The following is a 23,258-nucleotide window of genomic DNA, read 5'->3' as shown; positions in this document are numbered from 1 at the left end:
GTCTTCGTGGTGAAATTTTGACGAAACGGCTTTGCAAGAAAAAAAGAAAATTTTAAAAAATCACATAATAATGAAGGGTAGTATAATTAAAATAGGAATGTTGTTTTGGATTGGGGTTAGTATCTTAACTACTTCATGTTCTGAACAAGACAAAAAAAACCAGGTTATAGACGCATTAATGGGGCAAATGACCCTGGAAGAGAAAATAGCCCAAATGAACTTAGTGACCCCAACTTCTAAAACCGGGCCTTTTGCTACCAAAAATGTATATGAAAAATTAAAAGATGGTACGGCCGGAAATGTATATTCTGTGATGGGAGAGGCTGCTTTAATACACAAAAAAGCTACCATTGCAGATAGTACACGATTGAAAATTCCTTTTTTAAACGGCCTGGATATTATTCATGGTTATAAAACGATTTTTCCTATTCCATTAGCGTTATCGTGTACATGGGATACTGCCTTAGTTGAAAAAACAGCCAGGGTTGCTGCTATTGAAGGAACTGCTGTGGGCTATAACTGGACTTTTTCTCCCATGGTGGATATTACGCGTGACCCGCGTTGGGGGCGTGTAATGGAAGGTGCAGGAGAAGACCCTTACTTGGGAAGTCTGGTAGCTAAAGCCATGGTAAAAGGTTATCAAGGTGACGGACTTTCTGATTCAACAGCATTGCTATCATGTGTGAAGCATTTCGCTTTATATGGAGCATCTGAAGCCGGACGTGATTATAATACTACTGATATGAGTCGTCAAACCATGTACCAGTATTACTTGCCTCCTTATAAAGCTGCCATTGATGCAGGTGCAAAAAGTATTATGACTTCATTTAATGATGTGGAAGGCATTCCTGCCACGGCTAATAAATGGTTGTTAACTGATTTGTTACGTAAAGAGTGGGGTTTTAATGGATTTGTTGTAAGCGATTATAACTGTATACAGGAGTTAATTGCACATGGATTAGCATCTGATTATAAAGAAGCTGCGGAGCTGGTTGTTAATGCAGGATTGGATATGGATATGGCCAGCGAAAGTATTGCCGGAGCTATTAAACAATCTGTAGAAGAAGGCAAAGTGCATCCGTCAAAGATTGATGATGCTTGCCGTAGAATTCTGGAAGCTAAATATGATCTGGGATTATTTGAAAAACCATACCGTAGTTTCAATCCGGAAAGAGAGAATACAGATATCCTTACAAACGAGCATAAACAGGTGGCTAAAGAAGCAGCTTGTAAGGCAATGGTATTGTTGAAGAATGATAAACAAACATTACCCTTGAAAAGAGAAGCAAAAATTGCCTTGGTTGGACCTTTTGCAAATATCCAAAATCAGATGTTTAGTATGTGGGCTTTTAGGGGAGAAGCAGATAGTGTGGTAACCATTTATAAAGGATTGCAAGAGGAATTTGATAATGTAAAATATGCCGAAGGATCTTTAATTACGGATGAGCCAGTATTTTTGAAAAAGAGCCGAGGTTATTACAATATAGATGAACAAGAAAGACTACAAGAAGAAGCCATAGAGCTTGCTAAGGAAAGTGATGTGGTTGTAGCAGTATTGGGAGAGGCCATGAATATGACGGGCGAGGCCAAAAGTAAAACCGATATTTCCATACCCGCTTGTCAACGTAATTTATTGAAGAAACTTAAAGCTACAGGAAAACCGGTTGTATTAGTACTGATAAATGGTCGACCATTAACATTGGTAGATGATTTGCAATATGCCGATGCTATTGTTGAGGCATGGCGTCCTGGTACCATGGCCGGTAGTGCACTGGCCGATGTGTTATCCGGTGATTATAATCCATCAGGAAAACTAACCATGACTTTTCCTCGGTCTGTAGGGCAAATCCCTATTTATTATAACCATAAAAATACCGGAAGGCCTTATGTTGATGGACAACGTGGCGGTATTATGAAATTTAAATCCTATTACCTGGATGAGTTAAATGCACCACTCTTTCCGTTTGGATACGGACTGAGTTATACCACCTTTGAGTATGGCGATATAGAATTGAGTGATACATTATTAGTTGGCAATAACAGTCTTTTAAAAGCTAAAATAAAAATCACAAATACAGGAGCTTATGCGGGTGAAGAAACTGTACAGGTTTATTTAAATGATCCGGTGGCATCGCTTGTAAGACCTGTAAAAGAACTGAAGAAATTTAAGAAAGTATTTTTAAAATCAGGTGAATCAAAAGAAGTAGTGTTTGAATTGTCAACTGAAGATTTGAGATTTTTCAACCATGATTTACAATGGCAATGGGAGCCAGGCGAGTTTAACCTGTATATAGGGACAAACTCAGAGGAAATTAAGAAGGTTAGTTTTAATTGGGTAAAATAATAGTCATGATTTGTAGCAAGTTAATCATACCAGTAAAGAGAATTGCATTTGTTGGTTTAATTATATCAATGTTTGGTTGTAGTAAACCCAAGCATCAGTCCTTTTGTAATCCGGTGAATCTTAGATATCGTTTTCAATTAGATCATCCATCCCGAAGAGAAGCAGCTGATCCCTCTGTGGTTTTTTACAAGGGAGCATATTATATGTTCCTGTCTAAATCAGGAGGATATTATACGTCAGAAAACTTAATTGACTGGAAATTAATAACAACTGAAGATCTTCCAATAGAGGAATATGCTCCGACGGCTGTAGTAATGAGGGATTCTATATTTTTTATGGCAATCAATCAAAAAGTCTATAAAACAGCTTTGCCTGAAAGCGGACAATGGGAAGTGGCACAGGATTCCGTTGGTATGCGATCGCTTGATCCAATGTTGTTTCATGATACAAATGGGCGTGTGTATTTATATCATGGCTTATCTCCACGCTTGCCTATTCGGGGAATTGAATTGGATGCTCAAACATTTAAACCCATTGGAGATGAAGTGGAGATATTAAATACAGATAATAAGCTTCATGGATGGGAAAGAACCGGTGATTATAATTTTGGTTTAAAGAAAAGGCCATATCTCGAAGGGGCTTTTGTAACCAGTCACAACGATAAGTATTACATGCAATATTCCGTACCTGGTACGCAGTTTAAAAGTTATGCTGATGGAATGTATGTAAGCGAAAATCCACTTGGCCCATATCAATTAGCGCAACACAACCCATTTTCATATAAACCAGAGGGTTTTATTGCCGGGGCAGGACATGGCTCAACTTTTCAGGATGAATATGGTAACTATTGGTATGCTGGAACCATGACTATATCCGTAAAAAACAGTTTGGAAAGGCGTGTTGGCATCTTTCCTGCGTTTTTTGATGAAGATGGTGTGTTTTATGCTTATACCGGATTTGGTGATTATCCACACCAAATGCCTGCAAAAAAAATGAAGGATTATAAAGATTATCAACCCAAATGGATGTTGCTTTCTTATAATAAGCCTGTTGAAGTGTCTTCCGAAGTTGATGGACATGCAAAAGAACTAGCCGTTAATGAAGATGTACGCACCTACTGGAGTGCAGCATCAGGGAATAGAGAAGAATGGTTATTGGTTGATCTGGAAGAAACGTACGATGTAGGAGCTCTTCAAGTAAATTTTGCTGAACAAGGAACTTCTCTTGTAGGAAGGGCAGAAGATATTTATTATCAATACAAGGTTGAATATTCTAATGATAAAAAGATTTGGGAAGTCTTAGTTGATAAATCAGAGAATACGATAGATGCCCCTCATGATTATATAGAACTGGGGAAAACAGTAAAAGCAAGGTATGTTCGAATTACAAATTTAAAAGTTCCGGATGGAAAGTTTGCCATTTCAGGTTTACGTGTATTTGGAAAGGGAACTGGGGCTGTACCTCCAGCTGTAGAGAATTTCTCTGTTGTTCGCGATTCTGTGGATGGCTGTCATGTTAAACTGAATTGGGAAAAAGCAGAAGAGGCAATTGGTTATAATGTTCGATATGGAATTTCGCCTGATAAATTATACCACAACTATCAGGTTTACAATGTTGATTCACTTGATGTTTATAGCTTAAACAGTGAATTGGATTACTATTTTACTATTGATGCTTTTAATGAGAATGGCATCTTTGAGGGGGATAAAGTGATCAAAATTCAAAAGATTAAAAAATAGAAGTCTTTTTTAGTTTCTATATAGTTTGATGTAATTTTTAGATATGAGAACCTTAAAAACTTTTTTTGTAGTCGTTGTGGTATTAATGAGTTTTACTTTTAAATCTCAGGCACAGATGTTAGATTCTGCTTTTTTATATAATAAATGGAAAGCTAACTGGATTAAAGTGCCAGGTACTGAACCAAATGGATATGGGGTATATTATTTTCGTAAAAAGGTTGAATTTAATTCAATACCTAAAGAGTGCCCTATATATGTTTCTGGAGATAATCGTTATAAACTTTACGTAAATGAAAAGTTAGTTTCTGTTGGACCTGCACGAGGAGATAAGAGACATTGGAATTTTGAGATTATTGATATTGTTCCATATTTAATTAAAGGCAATAATATAATTGCTGCTGTTGTGTGGAATGATGGAGAATATCGCCCAACTGCAAATATATCAAACGAGACGGGTTTTATTTTACAAAGTGGAGTAAGTGTAGCAAGGAGTTTAAATACAGGTTCTTCATGGTTGTGCATTCAAGACAAAGGGTATTCACCAATTAAAATAAATTTGCCAACAACGTCGTATAGAACCGGACCCGGAGAAAAAGTAGATATGGAGAAGTCAATTAGAGACTTTAACAAATTTTCTTGTGATGAAACAGATTGGGTTGTACCAGAAAAAATAGGTAAAGGAAATGATGATAGATATGGAGTGATTAATGGTTGGAATTTAATGCCATCTTACCTACCTGCTATGGAATTGAAAAACGAAAGACTAAAGAAGTTAAGGAAAGTTGATGGTTTTAATATTCCTGAAAAATTTCCAGATGAAAGGAGTCCCTTCACTATTCCCAAGAATACTAAAGGAAAGTTTATTTTGGATCAGACTTATCTGACAAATGCTTATTTAAATTTAGAATTTAGTCAGGGTAAAGGTGCCAATATTTCAATATGTTATGCAGAAACTCTATATGATGATTTTCCATTATATAAGGGAAATAGAAATATTGTAGAGGGGAAACAATTTATTGGAAGAGAAGATAAAATTCATTCTGATGGAACAATTAACCAGATGTTTTCGACGCTGTTTTGGAGGACTTACCGTTACATTCAAATTGAGATAGAAACAAAAGATGATCCATTGATTATTGAAGATGTTTATGGAACTTTTACTGGTTACCCTTTTGAAAAAAGATCTAAATTAGAAACTTCTGATTACGAACTATTACAAATTGAAAATATAGGGTGGAGGACTGCCAGATTGTGTGCATTCGATACTTATTTTGATTGTCCTTACTATGAGCAATTACAGTACATAGGAGATACTCGTATTCAAGCTTTAATTTCTGTTTATAATAGCGGTGATGACAGATTGTTTAAAAGAGCAATTAATTTATTAGATCAATCCAGAATACCAGAGGGATTAACTTTAAGCCGGTATCCTGCAAATGAAGATATGTTAATCTCTCCTTTCTCAGTTTATTACATTGGGATGTTGCATGATTATATGATGTATAGACCTGAGTTAAAGTTTGTGCAAGATAAGTTGCCGGGAGCAAGACAAATTCTACATTATTACAAACAGCATCAGCAATTAGATGGATCTGTTAAAAACCTTTCTGGTTGGCTTTTTACTGATTGGGTGAATGCACAAGGATGGAATTCCACAGGTGAATGTAAATTAGGAGATGACGGATGTTCTTCAATTCTTGATTTGCAGTTATTATATGCCTATGAAATGATGTCCGAATTGGAAGAGAATGTGGGTATGAAAGCTTATGTTGCGCTTTATAAAAAGGAAATAGAGGCTCTAAAAAACACAATTAGGCACAAGTATTGGGATAAAGAGAAAGGTTTGTTTGCCGATCGATATGAAAAAGATGGTTTTTCACAACATGCAAATATTCTTGCAATAATCACAGAAGTAGTTGATGGCGAAGAAGCAACAAATATTGCACAAAAAATACTTACAGACAAAACATTAGCTAAAGCTTCAGTGTACTTTAAATATTATCTGCATCAGGCATTAATTAAGGCAGGGTTAGGAAATGATTATTTGAATTGGTTAGATGTTTGGAATGATAATATTGACTGGGGACTAACTACATGGGCCGAAATCTCTGATTTAAATGACAGTCGTTCCGATTGTCATGCTTGGGGAGCGAGTCCAAATATTGAATTTTTTAGAACTGTTTTAGGAATAGATAGCGATGCCCCAGAGTTTGCAAAGATCAAAATAGAACCTCACCTTGGAGATATCAGAGAAATTGGTGGAGAAATGCCTCACCCTAAAGGGAAAATCAAAGTTCATTATACTGTCATTAAAAATAAGTTGAAAGCCAGCGTTGTATTGCCGATTGGTACAACAGGTCGCATTATATGGAACGGTAAGGAATATGAGTTAAAAGGCGGTGACAATATTTTAAAACTTTAAACGAGCAATCATGAGGTGTTTAGCTTTTCTAATATGTTTTTGTGCAATATTATTTTCTGCCAGCGTTGGGGCTGCCCAAGCATATCATGTGTTTGGGAAAAATGAAAAGCCTCGCGTCATAGTGTTAACCGATATCAGCAGCAGTTCAGGAGATCCTGATGATAAACAATCTTTGGTTAGATTTTTACTATATGCTAATGAATTTGATATTGAAGGGTTAATTGCTTCATCAGCTTGTATTAGACGAAAATCGAATGAAACTGGTGAACCTTCACCTATCGAAATTGAAAACAGGGTTAGGGCTTATGGAAAAGTTCTGCCAAATCTTAGGCTGCATTCAAAAGAATATCCATCGGAGGAATATTTATTAAGTATCATAAAAAAAGGAATGTTGACCGGGCGAAAACCAGGTAGCTCTTCTAATGCAAATGGTTGGCCAATTGAAGAAACCATAGGTAAAAATAAAGATACTGAGGCTTCAAATCTGATTATTCAGTCAATAGATAAAGATGATGATCGTCCGCTGTGGATTTGCGTATGGGGAGGCCCTATGGATTTAGCACAAGCACTTTGGCGAATTCGAAAAGATCGCTCTAAGAAAGAGCTTGCCAAGGCAATTGCTAAATTGCGTGTTTATGCATGGGGACATCAGGATTTAGGTGGCCAATGGATTCGTGATAATTTTCCAGACTTGTTTTATATCAATTCAACAGCAGGTATTATATATAATGCAAACCCTTATTTAAGGAGTGTGAGTTGGCTTGAAACCCATGTGCGTAAAGAGCATGGAGCATTAGGGGAATTGTATCCAATTCGTGACCCCGGTATTGGTGAGGGTGATACAGAGACATATCTTGGCTTAATACCTAATGGCTTGAGTTTTATGGAACACCCGGATTGGGGTGGCTGGGGTGGACGTATGAAGCCCGATATTGATGACCCTAATATGTGGGTGGATCTGACATTAGAAAAATCATTTAAAGATGCTAATACATTTGAACGGTTAGAAGCGGAAGAGCATTCAAAGATTGATCGTTGGGCTCCTGAATTTCAAAATGATTTTCAGGCACGTATGGATTGGTGTGTGAAAGATTTTGAAAAGGCAAATCATCCCCCGCAAGTTGTGGTCAATGGAGATTCAACATTAGCCCCCATCTATTGTACAGAAAAAGCAGGAGAAAAAATGGTGTTTGATGCGGGCTTATCCAGAGATCCGGATGGCGATCTACTTTTCTACCACTGGTTTGTATATGACGAAGTGTCGACGGTAAAAGGTGTACAAGTTACACATGAAAAGAAGAGTTCAACCCAGCAAGACGGGTATGCTAGTAAAACTCCGGAATGGGAAAAAGCAGTTGTTACGCTTCCCGAGGGGGAGACAGGCGTCTTGCATCTTATTTTGGCCTGTACCGATTACGGCTATCCGGCACTTACCCGATACCGGCGCATTGTAATTAAAGTTGAATAACGTTTTCATACAATCATAAATCAAAGAAAATGAAATTAATTAGCTTATATGTTCTGTTTTTTAACCTAATCGCAATTGTTGCAACGGGGCAAAATCCCTTTTTACCACCAACTGCATTTATTCCTGATGGCGAACCTCATGTCTTCACTTATAAAGGTGAAGAACGGTTGTTTGTATATGGCTCTCGAGACGAAATAGTTACTGATTACTGTGGTTATGGACACGATGTTTGGTCTGCCCCGGTTGATGATCTAACCAAGTGGACTAACCATGGGGAAATATTCAATATTCAGCAAATCAAAGATATTGGATATGGAAAAATTGAAGGTGCTAATTTGGGTGCACCTGATTGTGTATATAATCCACAGACAAGAAAATATTATCTATATACTTTCATGCTGAAACGATACAGAATGGATGGAATTCAAGGTCCAGCTTCTGATGATGAAGATTTTATACCTGGATATGCTGATTATGGTCCTGCTTGTATTGTAGCAGAGAGCGAAAGTCCAATCGGGCCATTTACAAATCCAATAATCTGTGATTGGCCTTCCGCAACAGAAGACGGAACATTTGATCCTTCTATATTAGTTGATGAACATTCCAATGGAAATATAGATGTTTATGCTTATTGGGGTAATTGTTATGGAGATCGATGGACAAAAATTAATGTAAAGGATATGCATAGCATAATACATCCTTATACAGGGAAATCAATGGTTAATAGGCAAACTCGCCACGTATGGCAAGCTTCTCCTTATAAAACATTGAATAATCCTAGCCTAAATGGAAAGTATACTTTATTTGAGGCATCATCAATTAAAAAGGTTGCAACTGGAAAATATGTATTTATCTTTTCACCAAATGAAAATCATAGCAGTTTGGTTTATTGTTACAGTAAGAGTCCAGAAGGTCCATGGAATTATGGAGGAACAATTGTTAATAATAGAAATGGTTGGGAATTTGGTAATAATCATGGCAGTATTGTCAAGGTTAAGGATCAGTGGTATGTGATATATCATAGGAAAACCGATAATTCTTATAATCGTCAAGCAATGATTGAACCTATAGACCTTAAAATTGAGGGAGATAAAGTTATTATCTCTCAAGTTGAAATGACTTCTCAGGGAATATTTACAAATGGTCTTAATGCTTTTCGTCGATATAATGCTAATACAATTTGTTACAAAACAGCCAGAATAAAAATTGCAGGTTCACAAAGGTGTAGTGATGGTTTAAATCCTTTGATTGGAATACAAAGTGAAAATGATTCTGTTGGAATTAAATATTTGAATTTTGGTGATAAAAAGATACAAGATAAGGATCATTTAAACCTTAGGCTTAATCTAAAGCTTATTTCACCAGAAGCATCTCTTACATTATGGGTAGTTCCTGAAGTTGATTTTAATGATGAAACTAAAAGAATAAAGCTAGGATCATTTAAACTTTCTAACTATGTAAGTGCAGATGGTAATTATCATGAAATTAGTTTACAAGTTGAAGATTTAGATCATAATCAATCATTAAACCATATAGGAGGATTAAAAGGAAAACTTGGCGTTATGATGTCGTTCAATGGATGTGTTGAAGGTATGGAAATATGCAGGATAAAAGAATATGAGTTTGCAAAAGGAAATGATCCTACTCCAAATCCATTGCATTCTATTGTAATAAAAAATACCAATAAATACGCACAGGTGTCAGTTATACCAACAAAAGCAAGGTTGGGAGAATCAGTAAAAGTAGTAATTGAACCAGACGAAGGGTATCAATACAGTAATGTTAAAGTAAGTACTACAAATGGTAGAAAAGATGTTCTGGTTAATCCAAATAATAAGTCGCAATATGCTCCACAAAATTTCAATTTTGTCATGCCGGATGAGGAGGTTGTCATAAGTGTAAAATGTATTAAACAAAAATAGTAACACCATGAATAGATATAAGAATTATAAAGGAAAGAAAGTTTGTTTTTTGATTGCAAATATTATTATAGGAACATTTTTATTTGCAGTAAGGGCACAAGAAGTATCTAAAAATAGCACACCCCAATTAAGTGAGTATAACGTAATAGAAGTAATTGCTTCAATGACCCTTGAAGAAAAAGCATCTATCGTTATCGGAGGTGGGAGAATGGTTGGTGAAGAATTTGAAAATGGTATGATTGGTGAAATGGACGGCATTGTTCCCGGAGCTGCCGGATCAATCAACAGTATCCCTCACTTGGGAATTCCGATAACCATATTGGCTGATGGTCCTACCGGGGTACGTATTCACCCCATACGCAACAATGACAGTACAAAAACCTATTACGGGACTTCATTTCCTGTGCCAACTATGATGGCTTCGTCGTGGGATGTTAACCTTATGCAGGAAGTGGGAACTGCATTGGGTAGCGAGTTTAAACATTATGGAGTTGATGTTGCTTTAGCTCCGGCTTTTAACATCATCCGTAATCCACTTAATGGACGTAATGGAGAGTACTATTCCGAGGATCCATATTTATCAGGGAAACTTGCGGCTTCCATGGTGCATGGTATTCAATCAACAGGTGTTGGTGCTACCGTAAAGCATTTTGTGGCAAATAACCAGGAAACCAACCGAAGAAAGGTTGATGCAGTTATAAGCGAAAGGGCATTGAGAGAAATTTACCTCAAGACTTTTAGAATTGCCATTAAGGAATCTAACCCATGGGCAGTTATGACAGCTTACAATAAAGTAAATGGTGTATATACACCGGAAAGTTACGATTTAAACACAAAAATATTACGTGAAGATTGGGGATATAATGGTTTCGTTATGACCGACTGGCGTGCAGGGAAAGATATTATTGCTCAACTGAAAGCCGGTAACGACCTGATTGAACCAGGTTTTGAAAAGCAAAAAGCAGAAGTTGTAGAAGCTGTAAAATCAGGTGAGCTTGATGAGGAAATTTTAAACCAGAATGTAGAACGAATATTAAAAGGGATAACAAAAACGCTTCGTTTTAATGGTTATAAAAATGATGATAATCCTGACTTGGAAGCACATGCTAAACTTTGTAAAAGGGCTGCTGAAGAAAGTATTGTTTTATTAAAAAACAACACACAAACCTTACCTCTTCAAAAGGGGAAAAAAATAGCATTATTTGGCAATACATCTTACGATACCTTTATTAATAATAATGGGAGCAGTGATGTTAGTTTTGCATACAATATTTCTATATATGAAGGTTTGGTTAATTCTGGTTTTACTGTACATCAGGAATTGAAGGCAGAATACGATACTTATATCGAAAATGACCGTATCGCGTTTCCTGCCAAAAACTCATTTGGTAAAGTTCGTTTAAGGCCTGAGTTTATAGCTCCAAAAGAGTTAATAGAGAAATGTGCTCTTGAAACTGATGTGGCTATAGTATCTATTGGCCGTAATTCAGGCGAAGCAGCCGATCGTGAACTGGAAGGAGATTATAAGTTGACTGAGGCAGAATTGTCCCAACTGAAGAATATTACTAATATATTCCATCAACAAGGAAAAAAGGTGATCTTTTTAATGAACGTAGGTGGAGTTATTGAAACGGCTTCTTGGAAAGATTTACCAGATGCTATTTTAATGGTATGGCAACCCGGGCAGGAAGGTGGAAATGCCATAGCTAACGTAATCAGCGGCAAAGTTAATCCATCAGGAAAGTTACCAGTTACATTTCCCGTGAAATATGAAGATGTGGCATCATCAAAGAACTTTCCGGGAACTCCGGCTCGCAGACCAAAACAGGTGATACACGAGGAAGGAATTTATGTGGGATATCGTTACTTTAATTCATTTAATGTTAAGCCATCTTATGAGTTCGGTTATGGATTATCCTATACTAATTTTGAATATAGTGCATTGAAGCTTTCTAAAAGTAAATTCAAAGACAGTATTGATTTGGAATTTACGATCACCAATATCGGTGAGAAAGCCGGTAGAGAGGTGGCTCAACTCTATTTATCCACACCTTCCGGGAAATTGGATAAACCTTCAGAAGAATTAAGAAAGTTTGCAAAAACGAGACTACTTCAACCGGGAGAGAAACAGATTGTCAAGTTTACCTTGAATAAAATGGATTTGGCATCATTTGATTCTCAGAATTCACAATGGATAGCAGAATCTGGTGAATATAAAGTAAATATTGGTGCCTCAAGTATGGATTTTCGTTTAAGTGAAATCTTTAAAGTTAAAAAGGAGATTGAAGTGGAGAAGGTGAATAAAGTTTTAGAGCCTCTAATTGAAATTGAAGAGTTGACTCGTTAATGAGAATTATAAAATGTTCTGTTTGTTGAATAAGGGAAATGCAAATAAAATATAAGAACTATGGATAGGTTAAATACTAATATGTGGTTAGTTGTTGTTGTACTGTTATTAGGAATAATACCATTTAAGGCACTTGGACAGAAAGAGCAAGTAAATTATCAACCTCAATTAAATACAACGAACATCAAAGAAGTTGTTGCAGCAATGTCTTTGGAAGAAAAAATAGATATAGTCGTTGGGCCTGGGATGGGTAACCGGAGGAGTACCGCTGTAATTGGACGAATCGGTGGTGCTGTCCCCGGCGCAGCAGGGAGAACAAATGCCATTCCTCGTTTAGGTATTCCTTCCACAATTTTGGCTGATGGGCCAGCCGGGCTTCGGATAGATCCTAAAAGAAAGAATGATGATGCAACTTATTATGCCACCGCATGGCCAACAGGTGCACTATTAGCCTCTTCCTGGGATACAGATTTGGTTCAAAAAGTAGGAGCATCAATGGGGAATGAAGTGCTTGAGTATGGGGTAGATATTTTATTGGCACCGGGAGTAAATATTCAAAGAAATCCATTGAACGGTAGAAACTATGAATACTATAGTGAGGATCCATACCTTACAGGGCATATAGGAAGTGCAATGATTAATGGCATTCAATCAAATGGTGTAGGAACTTCTATTAAGCATTTTGTTGCCAATAATCAGGAAACAAACCGACAGGAGGTAGATGCAATAGTTGGCGAAAGAGCTTTGCGCGAGATTTATCTTAAAGGTTTTAAGATAGCTATAAAAAATAGTAATCCATGGACTGTTATGACTGCATATAATCAGGTTAACGGAAAATATGCATCAGAAAATGATGACCTATTGATAAAGATTTTAAGAGAAGATTGGGGATTTGATGGTTATACAGTAACAGACTGGTTTGGTGGCAAAAATAGGGTTGCTCAAATGTGGGCCGGTAATAACATGCTGCAACCCGGAGGGCGTAGCCAGAAAAGTCAATTAATGGAAGCGGTTGAAAATGGAACTTTAAAAGTTGAAGATTTAGATAGAAATGTCGAGTGTATTCTAAATATAATTGTTAAAACTCCATCGTTTAAGCAATTTAAGTTTTCGAATAAGCCCGATTTAAAAGCACATGCTGACTTGGCAAGAAGTGCTGCAGCTGAAAGTATGGTGATGCTAAAAAATAATGGAGCTTTGCCCTTAAAAAAGGAAACTAAGGTTGCTTTGTTCGGTGTTACATCTTATAATATTTACATAGGAGGTACGGGTAGTGGAGATGTTAACGAAGCCTATAGTGTTTCTATTGCAGAAGGCCTAGAAAAAGGAGGTTTTATTGTTGATGAAAGTCTTAAGGCCATATATACCTCGCATATTGAAAACGACTTGGTAGAAAATCCAAAATTAAAAAAGGCATCATTTGGTGTTACCCGTTTAATACCGGAGTTAGAACTTGAACAGTTGGTAGATAAGTATGCCTCAGTAACAGATGTGGCTATTTATACCATTGGGCGAAACGCTGGCGAACATTCAGACAGGAGAATTGATAACGATTTTAATTTGTCTGACATCGAAAAAGAGAATATTCGACAAATTAGTGATGCATTTCATCGTTTAGGTAAAAAGCTTATCGTATTGATAAATAGTGGAGGGGTAATTGAAACTACTTCATGGAAGAATAATACTGATGCAATATTATTATGTTGGCAACCGGGACAAGAAGCAGGTAATGCTGTTGCTGACATTATAAATGGAACTGATAATCCTTCAGGAAAACTTACGATTACTTTTCCTGAAAAGTATGAAGATACTCCATCTGCTAAAAGTTTTCCGGGAATACCGGTAGAAAAGCCAGATCAAGCGTTCTATGAAGAAGGAATTTATGTGGGATACCGTTACTTTAATTCATTTAACGTTACGCCATCTTATGAGTTTGGGTACGGTTTGTCATATACTACTTTTGAATATAGTGGGTTAAGCCTTTCCAAAAGCAAATTTAAGGACAGTATTGATTTGGAATTTACTATTACCAATATAGGCGAGAGGGCTGGTAAAGAAGTGGCTCAACTCTATTTATCTGCACCTTCCGGTAAGTTGGATAAACCTTCAGCCGAATTAAGAAAGTTTGCAAAAACGAGACTACTCCAACCGGGAGAATCACAAACAATTTCTTTTACCTTGAAAGGGAAAGATTTGGCATCATTTGATACAGAAAGGTCAATGTGGATAGCAGAACCTGGAGAATATAAGGTAAATATTGGTGCTTCAAGTGTAGATTTTCGTTTAAGTGAAATCTTTAAAGTTAAAAAGGAGATTGAAGTGGAAAAGGTTAATAAGGCATTGGTGCCACTTGTGGATATTCAAGAACTAAGTAAATAGAAATCCAGATAAGGTAAAACAATAAAAAAGACCTAAGATGAGGAAGCATATAAATAAGATGATGGGCAGAAAAGTGTTTTTCTGCCTGTTCGTAGTAATGCTAACAGGAGTAAGTCAAGCACAAGAAGTGAGCGATAAAATCCTTCAGAAAAACTGGCGTGCCAGATGGATTACTGTCCCAGAGTCAAACCCTAATGGGTATGGCATTTACTATTTTAGAAAAAGTTTTGAATTGTCAGAACTGCCGGAATCTTTTCCTGTACATGTTTCTGCTGATAACAGGTATAAACTTTATGTGAATGAGAAATTGGTGTCAATGGGGCCGGCACGAGGTGATTTATTACACTGGAATTTTGAAACCATTGATTTGATACCCTATTTACAAAAAGGAAATAATATAATTGCAGTGCAGGTATGGAATGAAGGTGAGGATAGACCTTTGGCCAATATTTCGGCTCAAACAGCTTTTGTAATAAATGGAGGAAATTCAGAAGCCATAAAAGTTAAGTCGGACAAAAGTTGGAAGTGTATTTTTGATGATGCTTATTCGCCTATACCTGTAAAAATGAATACTGCTTTTTTTGCAGGACCCGGTGAGTTTGTTGATATGCATAAAACTGTAAATGGATGGAATAAATTATCATTTGATGATAGTACATGGGCAGCCGCTGAAGAATTAAGTAATGGGATGCCAAAGAATAAAATCGGTTATGGTAGACCAAACAGTTGGATGTTGGTGCCATCATCATTACCTCAAATGGAATTAAGCTATCAGCGCCTTAAAGCCGTACGTAAATCAGAAGGCGTTAAAGTCCCTGCAGTGTTTCCAAAAGAAAAAGCTCAGTTTACTATTCCTGCAAATACCCAATGTTCAATCATATTGGATCAGGAGGAGTTGACTAATGCTTACTTAACTCTAAACTTTAGTAAGGGAAACAATAGCGCTGTTAGTATTGATTATGCAGAATCTCTTTTTACCAAATATCCTCACAAAGGCAATCGCAATGAAATTGAAGGAAAGATGTTTCTTGGAAAAAAAGATAGCATCATCTCAAATGGGGCTGATGGGCAGGAGTTTACTACTTTGGCATTCAGAACGTACCGATACATTCAATTAAAAGTTCAAACACAGGATGAACCGCTTATAATAAACGATATCTATGGCACATATACAGCCTACCCTTTTCAGTTAAAAGCAAAGCTTGATACTGACAATAAGGAGTTGAAACAGATTTTTGATATAGGATGGCGAACAGCCCGTTTATGCGCATACGAAACTTATATGGATTGTCCTTACTATGAGTTGCTGCAATATATTGGTGATACCCGCATACAAGCCATGGTTTCTTTGTATAACAGTGGCGATGACCGATTGGTGAAAAACTTTATCAATCAAATCGATTACTCTCGTCAGCCCGAAGGCATAACCATGAGTAGATATCCTTCTTCAATGCCGCAATATATTACTCCCTTTTCATTGTGGTATATAGGTTCTGTATACGATTACATGATGTATGGTAGCGACTTGGATTTTGTAAAAGGGAAGTTAAGTGGGATAAGGCAAATATTAGAATATTTTGAGCAGTTTCAGCAAGAAGATGGCAGGGTGAAAGATTTACCATGGTGGAATTTTACGGATTGGGTTAATGTAAAAGGATGGTCGTTGGGAGCCAGAAAGGCCGGTAAAGACGGTTGTTCTGCATTAATTGATTTACAATTATTAATGGCATACCAAGCTGCTGCTGATTTAGAAAAGGAATTGGGATTAAAAGAACTTGCAACTATCTATACACAAAAAGTAGATCAATTAAAAGAATCTATTAAAGAGCAATATTGGGACGAAACAAAGCAATTGTATGCTGATGAATCACGTAAGAAACTTTTCTCGCAACATGCCAATGCAATGGCTATCTTAACAGGAGTTGCAACTAAAGAAGAGTCTGTTCACCTGGGAAAACAGTTATTAACAGATTCTACCCTGGCTCCGGCATCGATATATTTTAAGTATTATCTGCATCAGGCACTGACAAAAGCCGGATATGGCGACCAATACACTGAGTGGTTAGATATATGGCGTGAAAATATAAAGTTAGGATTAACTACATGGGCAGAAGATTCTGGTGTGGAAAGAGCCAGATCTGACTGTCATGCATGGGGAGCCAGTCCTAATATTGAGTTCTTCAGGACAATTTTGGGCATTGATAGTGATGCTCCGGGATTTTCGAAAGTAAAGATTGAACCACACTTAGGTGATATCAAAGAAATTGGAGGAGAAATGCCTCACCCTAATGGTATCATTAAAGTGCATTATTCTAAAGGCAGAGATAAGCTGAAAACAGTTATATCTCTTCCTGAAAATACTACCGGAAGATTAATATGGCATGGAAAAGAATATAATCTTAAGGAAGGCGAAAATAGTTTGGTTGTAAAATAAGAACATAAAGGAGGTGTGTTTTTATAATTATGAATCATTTAAATTTAAAAGATAGGGTTGCCGTTATCACTTGTGGTAGTATATTATGTTCTACTATTGTATGAGATGTGGCATCTCAGAGAATGAAACTGTTGATTTGGATTTTATTTTGTATGGTGCAGAAAATCAACGCTATAGGGGTATCTGTAAATAATAAGGACGTCTTCAAAAATTAAAATTCAAACTCAGGACGCCTATTTGGAACCATAAGGTTAATCTTGTAGTGGATTTTTTCTTAGTTATAAAGCACGAGGTTGATAAACAAGAATTATTGCGTAATTATTCCCGGATTGTATTAGTTTTATTGTAGACATTGCTCTTGATTTATCAACCTCTATTTTATTTATCATTATTGACGGGCTTACACTTCCTAAATGGTGCGTGCAAGAAAACTCCTGTTTTGTAGTTAACCCCATCGCTCACCCCATGTCCTCCCGAATACAAGTTCGGGACAGGCTATGAAGGGGAAGCCTCTTGCGCACTGTGGGTTGAGACTCTCCCTTTAGGGAGTTGGAGGGTGCGGGTTGGGAAAAAAACGAGTTTTCTTGCAAGTATTAAATGGAAAAGAGAATGTATTGTTAACAAATCTTAGATATGAAAAAACTGATTTTGATATTCACTTTTATTTCAGGAGTTATTGCTTCTTCCAATAGCCTGGCTCAAAAAGATTCAACGCATATTGGGTTTATATTGGCCAACCTATATTCTGAAAGGTGGCACAAGGATATGAGTTACTTTAAGGAAAAAGCCAATGAACTTGGGGCTAAAGTAACCTTTATAGATTGTTTTGATAGTGAAGAGGAGCAGGCTAATGCGGCCCGCAAGTTAGTTCAGCTTGATGTGGATTGTATTGTGTTTGTTCCTATAGCCATTAGTGATAAATCAGTTGTAGCTATTGCCAGGCAGGCAGCTATTCCGGTTATTTCATACGACAGGTTTGTGAATTCAGAAGACCTGGATCTGTATATAAGTTTTGATAGCGAGCATGTGGGAGAGATGATGGCAAAGCAGGTAACTGAACGTTTGCCTGCTGGTAATATTTTATTCGTGGGAGGTCCTTCATCCGATTTTAACAGTGCCTTAGTGCGAAAAGGTGTGTTTTCTGTACTGAAAAGAGAGAGAGAAAAGTATGAGATTAAGAAGGTGAATACCAGCGACTGGAGTGAGCTGAGTGCTTTTATGACAGTACAAAAGTATCTGGAGGAAACCAAATTTAAACCGGATGCTATTATTTGCTCTTCAGATTTGTTAACCACCGGGGTAATGTATGTATTAGAAGAAATGGGATTGATGGGCGATGTGTTGTTGACAGGACAAGATGGAAACCTTAATATATGTCGGCAGATTATAAAAGGGAATGTGCTGATGACAGTATATAAATCGAATCGCAAATTAGCCTATACTGCCGCAGAAGCAGCTGTAGATATTGCAAAAGAAGGGAGTTTAAATAAGGTTGATGCCGGAAATTACTTTATGAAAGTACCCGCCATTTTAAAAAGCACTACTGTTCTGAATAAAGAAAATATAGATCAGATGATGACAATGCTGAATATTTATTCTAAAGAAGAATTGTATGGAGCTGAATAAATAATAAACAAAATAGCCCCGTTGTGGTTATGAATTTAGGTATCGTTTGGTGGCATGATTATCAACCGATACACCTGATTATAGTGTGGAATATGCAGCAGGATATATGATGTTTGTTTAATGGGGTTACCTTAGTGGTTAGGGTATTAAACAATCAGTATTCCTGCTGTGTTTTTATTATAAAGGAAAAAAATAGAAATATTGAAAATATCATGATGAAGTAATCGCTGCAGGAAAACTACTGAAATTTTTGTTAGCCCACTCACACCCCTCAGTCCTCCCGAATACAAGTTCGGGACAGGCTCTTAAGGGGAAGTCGCTTTCGCACTGTGCGTTAGAGTTTTCCCCTTTAGGGGAATCAAAGGGGTGAGCGTAGGAATCTTGAGTTTTCTTGATAAGTACTAATAATAATTTTAAACAGATGAAAAAGAAAAAGTTAATAGCCTTAGTAGCCCATGATAACAGAAAACAGGATTTAATTGACTGGGTTGAATATAACTGGAAAGAGTTAATCATGCACGACCTGGTTTGTACGGGAACAACAGGATCGTTAGTTACCAATGCATTGGAAAAAAAGTGTGAAGAAAACAATATGGTTGTGCCATCAATTACCCGCCTGAAATCCGGTCCTTTGGGTGGTGATCAGCAGTTGGGAGCGTTAATATCCGAACAAAAGGTAGGCATGCTTATTTTCTTTTGGGATCCAATGCAGCCACAACCCCATGATGTAGATGTAAAAGCTCTTTTGAGGATTTGTGCATTGTACAATGTAGTTACTGCCACTAATAGGGCTACAGCTGATTTTGTTGTTTCCAGCTCTTTATTCCATCAGGATTATAAGCCTATTATAAAGGACTATAGCTCTTATGTAAACCGAATTGTATAAGTGAAGAATAAAACATGTTTTTTAATAACTTTTTACCAAAAAAGTACTTTGTATAAAGAGGGTGTCTATATAACAGGCATCCTTTTTTTATTCTTTCTGATATATTTTTGGCGAAATGCCTACATGTCTTTTAAAGTATTTTCCAAATAAAATTTGGGTGTTATCAGCTTGTATAGTTTGGTTTTGTTGTATTTGTAAGATTCATAAAATGAGTATGATGGGAGTGTTATTTTAAAAAGGAGGACGTCTCATTAAATAATATATTTAAAACAGGACTTTGAGCCTAACTTCTTTTGATAATTTTGAAAGTACCGATTGAAAACATCTTATAATCGGGCAGTGAAACAATATTAAAAGTTATATTTTAAATAAAGTAAAAATGAAAAAAACAGGAATAATTAAAATAAGTATTTTGCTATTTACGGTTCTTTTTGTCGGATGCTCTTTGGGGCCATCACATGGAGAAGGGATAGATTCAAAATATATTGGTGAATGGCAGATGGAGATTAAGAAATTACCCCAGGTAGGTAATGTAAACTTCATTATGAATATCACTGAAAAGGATTCAGTATTTAAAGGTTATTTTGTTGAGCTCAATGGCGATACGGTTGATTTTACTAAAATAATAATTGATGAAGGATATTTGTCTACCAGATATAATTGGAAAGGGCACGATGTTGGTTTTAAGGTAAAAGTAAACGATCAGGATGATCAACTGCTAGAGGGAACCTTTATGAGGTTTTTTGATATGGAAGGGAAAAAGAAATCGTAGCGTAAATTATTATGGATGTGAAGTTGAGGGGGATAAAAGATAATATATACTCATTAATAGACATAGATGAGGGTGATGCAGATAGGAAAGTAGGTTATTATACACTTTTTGCATGTAATGGGAATTGCATCTTAAAAGGGGGTTCTGATCATATCTCAATTGAGTTACTTCAAATGGGTATATATTATCTGATAGTAAATTATATTAGTGGAGGTGTAGGCTGTTTCAAGCTCATCAAAGAAACAGATGCATTGTATGCTCATGAAATCAAAAGAAACCGGACGAAGAGTTGTTCCAATTAATAATAATTATTCCTATAATCCATACTAGCAGGATGCTATTGCTTTAGAATTGATTCTTTCACCCATCACCCTTTTACCCTTTTACCCTTCCACCCTTTCTCCTTTTTCCCTCTTTCTTTTCAGCTAAAATAGTGTGCAGAGAAATGCAAAAAAATTACTGTAATTTTATAGTAACTTTTTTCGTCTGTAACCTGTTGTTTATGAGTTAGAATGATTTTTGGGTAAAATCAGGTTTTAGCCATAAAAACGTAAAAAAAGGCCGATATTCACGAAAATCGCTAAAAACGACAAAAATATTCATCAAAATTGCGTTTTTGGCCAAAAATATTCACGGGTTTGTCGTTTTTCAGTGTTTTTATGACATTTCTATGCTATGGCTTTGCATTTCTATGCTATGGCTTTGCTATTTCTATGCATAGTCATTGCTAATCCTATGCATATTTGTTGCTATTTCTTTGTATTGTGGTTGTATTGTGGTTGTGTTGACTATGCACATTCTTTGATTGTTCTTTGCTTCGGTATTGCTTCTAAGGGAGCGAAGAAAGACCATAAAACAGGCATAGTAAAACCATAGTAAGTACGACGACATATGCTTGTCAAACCATAGGAGGACAGAACAAACAGAAATAAAAACAGAAACGATTCCTATCCCTATCCCCATGTTTGCTGCATGATAGCTTTGGGGTTTATCAAGGATAGGTGTCATTGTTTTGGTTTATATCAATGGAAAATTCCTTTTTTTTTGTTTAATTTGATGTTGGTTTATAGGGTTGGGTTTTATATAAAATTAATATTCAGATGCTTAGGGATACATCAAGAGATGCGCAATTAGTTGAAGGGTTAAAAAAAGGGGATATATCTAGTTTTGATGAATTATTTAATCTGTATTCAAAAAAAATATTTGTTTTCGTTATAAACTATTTGAAATCAGAAGCAGATTCTGAAGAAATAGTTCAGACTGTGTTTGTTAAAATATGGGAGAACAGGCAGCAGTTAAAAGCCGAACTATCTTTTAAAGCCTTTATATTTAAAATTGCCCATAATGAAATATTAAAATTTTTCAGAAAAAAAGCCTGCCATCAATCCTTTATAAACGACCAGCTTCTTGACTCCGAAATGTCGTTTGATGATGAAAAGAGGATTGAATACAAATCAGTACTTCTTGAAGTAAATAAGCTGATTAATCTATTGCCTGAAAAAAGGAGAATTATTTTTATCAAAAGCCGTATTGATGGCATGACTTCTACAGAAATTGCCGAGCAAATGAGCATTGCCAAAAGTACAGTTGACAATAACCTGACAGAGGCATTGAAGTTTTTAAAATCTAAAGCCAGTAACCTTTCATTTGGCGTATTGCTGTTTTTGTACCTGTTCTACTAATAACAGATCGTTAGATTTTAGATAAGAGATAAGAGATTAGAGATAAGAGACTTATTTGCAAGATGCTTAAAATTAAGTCTTTACCCAATTTAAGTTAATTTTTTTTAAAAAAAAGTAAAAAATAGCGGTAAAAATTTACTTCTTGTGGATATTATATATAAACGCATCATATAAATGTGTTTTAAACTAAGATGAAATGAAGCAAGAAATAAAAGACATATTATCAAAATACATTACTTCAGATAAAAACTGCTCTGACGAGCAAGTCAATAATATATTGGGTGGGACCAAATATCAAAGTGAGGTCAAGGATTTTATGGTTAATAATTGGACTGAAGTTTTAGAAGAAGAAACTGAACTGGAAAAGGATTTTAGGCCAATATTACATAAAGTTCACCATATACTAAGAGTAAAGGAACATCATGATAAAAACAGGTTTCAAACCCGAATTTTTAAATGGTATAAGTTAGCTGCAGCCATTCTGCTCATCCCCATAGTGGTTAGTTCGGTTGTGTATTTTTTAGCGGATGCAAAGAATGATAAGTTACTCGCGTCTCAATATTCTTCCATATCAATAGAATCGCATCAGGGACAGGTAATTAATTTTGATTTACCAGATGGAACCAAAGGGGTACTGAATGCCGGATCAAAACTGACTTACTCGTTGCCGTTTAGCAATAACAGGAGTTTAACTTTATCAGGAAGTGCATTTTTCGAAGTTACGCATGATGAAAAGCATCCGTTTGTTGTAAGCACCGCAAAAGTTAATGTAAAAGTTTTGGGTACTAAGTTTGGAATAGAGGCTTACGAGGATGACGATTTTACAAATGTGTTATTAGAGGAAGGAAAGGTGATGTGCGGGATTCCTATGCATGGAAAACAAGTTATTATGAAACCTAATGAAAAACTGCATATCGAGGATAAAAAAATACTTTTAAGCAATGTTAATGCCAGCGATATGTTGGGATGGAAAGATGGGTTGCTCATATTCAGGGATGAAGAGATGCCTGTTGTTATAAAGAAATTGATGCGCTGGTATAATGTTGATATATCGTTGGAAGATATGGATCTGGAGAAGTATTCGTTTAGGGCAACCTTTGAAAATGAACCTCTTGAAGAGGTGTTAAAGCTTTTATCGCGAACTTCGCCAATAGGATATAAAATAGAAAAAAGAACAACCGATAAAACAGGGAAATTCACAAAAAAATCAGTTAAAATCTACAAAAGAGAGAAATAA

At 36.2% G+C, this 23,258-nt stretch carries 15 protein-coding genes; 14 read left to right on the top strand and 1 reads right to left on the bottom strand.

The genetic code is table 11. From position 1 onward, the window contains the following. The first annotated feature begins 70 nt into the window (after positions 1-70). The 12 genes from bglX to OM074_RS02670 all read left to right on the top strand — a co-directional run bounded on the left by bglX (position 71) and on the right by OM074_RS02670 (position 20,641). Positions 71-2,344 (top strand): beta-glucosidase BglX, encoded by a 2,274-nt coding sequence (bglX, locus tag OM074_RS02725; protein ID WP_301197742.1) that lies wholly within the window; start codon positions 71-73, stop codon positions 2,342-2,344. 5 nt (positions 2,345-2,349) lie between these two features. Beyond that, the gene (locus tag OM074_RS02720) at positions 2,350-4,083 is read left to right on the top strand and encodes a family 43 glycosylhydrolase (protein ID WP_301197741.1); all 1,734 of its coding nucleotides are present in this window, start codon (positions 2,350-2,352) and stop codon (positions 4,081-4,083) included. Positions 4,084-4,126: 43 nt separating this feature from the next. Then, positions 4,127-6,505, top strand: a complete 2,379-nt coding sequence (locus tag OM074_RS02715; protein WP_301197740.1) for an alpha-L-rhamnosidase-related protein — start codon at positions 4,127-4,129, stop codon at positions 6,503-6,505. A 10-nt stretch (positions 6,506-6,515) separates the two neighbouring features. Continuing rightward, positions 6,516-7,973, top strand: coding sequence for a nucleoside hydrolase-like domain-containing protein (locus OM074_RS02710; RefSeq protein ID WP_301197739.1), 1,458 nt, complete (start codon positions 6,516-6,518; stop codon positions 7,971-7,973). A gap of 29 nt (positions 7,974-8,002) precedes the next feature. Further along, on the top strand, positions 8,003-9,895 hold the full coding sequence (locus tag OM074_RS02705) for a glycoside hydrolase family protein (RefSeq protein WP_301197738.1): 1,893 nt from the start codon (positions 8,003-8,005) through the stop codon (positions 9,893-9,895). Between the two features lie 7 nt (positions 9,896-9,902). Next, on the top strand, positions 9,903-12,242 hold the full coding sequence (locus OM074_RS02700; protein ID WP_301197737.1) for a beta-glucosidase: 2,340 nt from the start codon (positions 9,903-9,905) through the stop codon (positions 12,240-12,242). 60 nt (positions 12,243-12,302) lie between these two features. Beyond that, on the top strand, positions 12,303-14,621 hold the full coding sequence (locus OM074_RS02695) for a glycoside hydrolase family 3 C-terminal domain-containing protein (RefSeq protein ID WP_301197736.1): 2,319 nt from the start codon (positions 12,303-12,305) through the stop codon (positions 14,619-14,621). 37 nt (positions 14,622-14,658) lie between these two features. Continuing rightward, complete coding sequence (locus tag OM074_RS02690) at positions 14,659-17,055, top strand: alpha-L-rhamnosidase-related protein (RefSeq protein ID WP_301197735.1); 2,397 nt, start codon at positions 14,659-14,661, stop codon at positions 17,053-17,055. Between the two features lie 633 nt (positions 17,056-17,688). Next, positions 17,689-18,681 carry a substrate-binding domain-containing protein gene (locus tag OM074_RS02685; RefSeq protein WP_301197734.1) on the top strand — a complete coding sequence of 331 codons (993 nt, stop codon included), beginning with the start codon at positions 17,689-17,691 and terminating at the stop codon, positions 18,679-18,681. 421 nt (positions 18,682-19,102) lie between these two features. Beyond that, positions 19,103-19,567, top strand: coding sequence for a methylglyoxal synthase (locus OM074_RS02680; protein ID WP_301197733.1), 465 nt, complete (start codon positions 19,103-19,105; stop codon positions 19,565-19,567). A gap of 379 nt (positions 19,568-19,946) precedes the next feature. Continuing rightward, positions 19,947-20,339 carry a hypothetical protein gene (locus OM074_RS02675; RefSeq protein ID WP_301197732.1) on the top strand — a complete coding sequence of 131 codons (393 nt, stop codon included), beginning with the start codon at positions 19,947-19,949 and terminating at the stop codon, positions 20,337-20,339. An 11-nt stretch (positions 20,340-20,350) separates the two neighbouring features. After that, complete coding sequence (locus tag OM074_RS02670; RefSeq protein ID WP_301197731.1) at positions 20,351-20,641, top strand: hypothetical protein; 291 nt, start codon at positions 20,351-20,353, stop codon at positions 20,639-20,641. 409 nt (positions 20,642-21,050) lie between these two features. Here the strand turns inward: OM074_RS02670 and OM074_RS02665 are convergent, their stop codons facing one another. After that, positions 21,051-21,347 (bottom strand): hypothetical protein, encoded by a 297-nt coding sequence (locus OM074_RS02665; protein WP_301197730.1) that lies wholly within the window; start codon positions 21,345-21,347, stop codon positions 21,051-21,053. 92 nt (positions 21,348-21,439) lie between these two features. Here OM074_RS02665 and OM074_RS02660 point away from each other — a divergent pair, with 92 nt between their 5' ends. Continuing rightward, a complete protein-coding gene (locus tag OM074_RS02660) occupies positions 21,440-22,021 on the top strand; it encodes an RNA polymerase sigma factor (RefSeq protein ID WP_301197729.1) in 582 nt (193 codons plus the stop codon). Between the two features lie 196 nt (positions 22,022-22,217). After that, a complete protein-coding gene (locus tag OM074_RS02655; RefSeq protein ID WP_301197728.1) occupies positions 22,218-23,258 on the top strand; it encodes a FecR family protein in 1,041 nt (346 codons plus the stop codon).

This window comes from Plebeiibacterium marinum (assembly GCF_026013615.1).
GTDB classification, from domain to species: Bacteria; Bacteroidota; Bacteroidia; order Bacteroidales; family Marinilabiliaceae; genus Saccharicrinis; species Saccharicrinis marinus_A.
The sequence above is the reverse complement of the archived record's forward strand: the minus strand, read 5'-3'. Positions and strand labels throughout refer to the sequence as shown.

Coding starts and splice junctions, on each gene's coding strand:
- bglX (WP_301197742.1), top strand. CDS start 71: ATGAAGGGTAGTATAATTAAAATAGGAATGTTGTTTTGGATTGGGGTT.
- OM074_RS02720 (WP_301197741.1), top strand. CDS start 2,350: ATGATTTGTAGCAAGTTAATCATACCAGTAAAGAGAATTGCATTTGTT.
- OM074_RS02715 (WP_301197740.1), top strand. CDS start 4,127: ATGAGAACCTTAAAAACTTTTTTTGTAGTCGTTGTGGTATTAATGAGT.
- OM074_RS02710 (WP_301197739.1), top strand. CDS start 6,516: ATGAGGTGTTTAGCTTTTCTAATATGTTTTTGTGCAATATTATTTTCT.
- OM074_RS02705 (WP_301197738.1), top strand. CDS start 8,003: ATGAAATTAATTAGCTTATATGTTCTGTTTTTTAACCTAATCGCAATT.
- OM074_RS02700 (WP_301197737.1), top strand. CDS start 9,903: ATGAATAGATATAAGAATTATAAAGGAAAGAAAGTTTGTTTTTTGATT.
- OM074_RS02695 (WP_301197736.1), top strand. CDS start 12,303: ATGGATAGGTTAAATACTAATATGTGGTTAGTTGTTGTTGTACTGTTA.
- OM074_RS02690 (WP_301197735.1), top strand. CDS start 14,659: ATGAGGAAGCATATAAATAAGATGATGGGCAGAAAAGTGTTTTTCTGC.
- OM074_RS02685 (WP_301197734.1), top strand. CDS start 17,689: ATGAAAAAACTGATTTTGATATTCACTTTTATTTCAGGAGTTATTGCT.
- OM074_RS02680 (WP_301197733.1), top strand. CDS start 19,103: ATGAAAAAGAAAAAGTTAATAGCCTTAGTAGCCCATGATAACAGAAAA.
- OM074_RS02675 (WP_301197732.1), top strand. CDS start 19,947: ATGAAAAAAACAGGAATAATTAAAATAAGTATTTTGCTATTTACGGTT.
- OM074_RS02670 (WP_301197731.1), top strand. CDS start 20,351: ATGGATGTGAAGTTGAGGGGGATAAAAGATAATATATACTCATTAATA.
- OM074_RS02665 (WP_301197730.1), bottom strand. CDS start 21,347: ATGACACCTATCCTTGATAAACCCCAAAGCTATCATGCAGCAAACATG.
- OM074_RS02660 (WP_301197729.1), top strand. CDS start 21,440: ATGCTTAGGGATACATCAAGAGATGCGCAATTAGTTGAAGGGTTAAAA.
- OM074_RS02655 (WP_301197728.1), top strand. CDS start 22,218: ATGAAGCAAGAAATAAAAGACATATTATCAAAATACATTACTTCAGAT.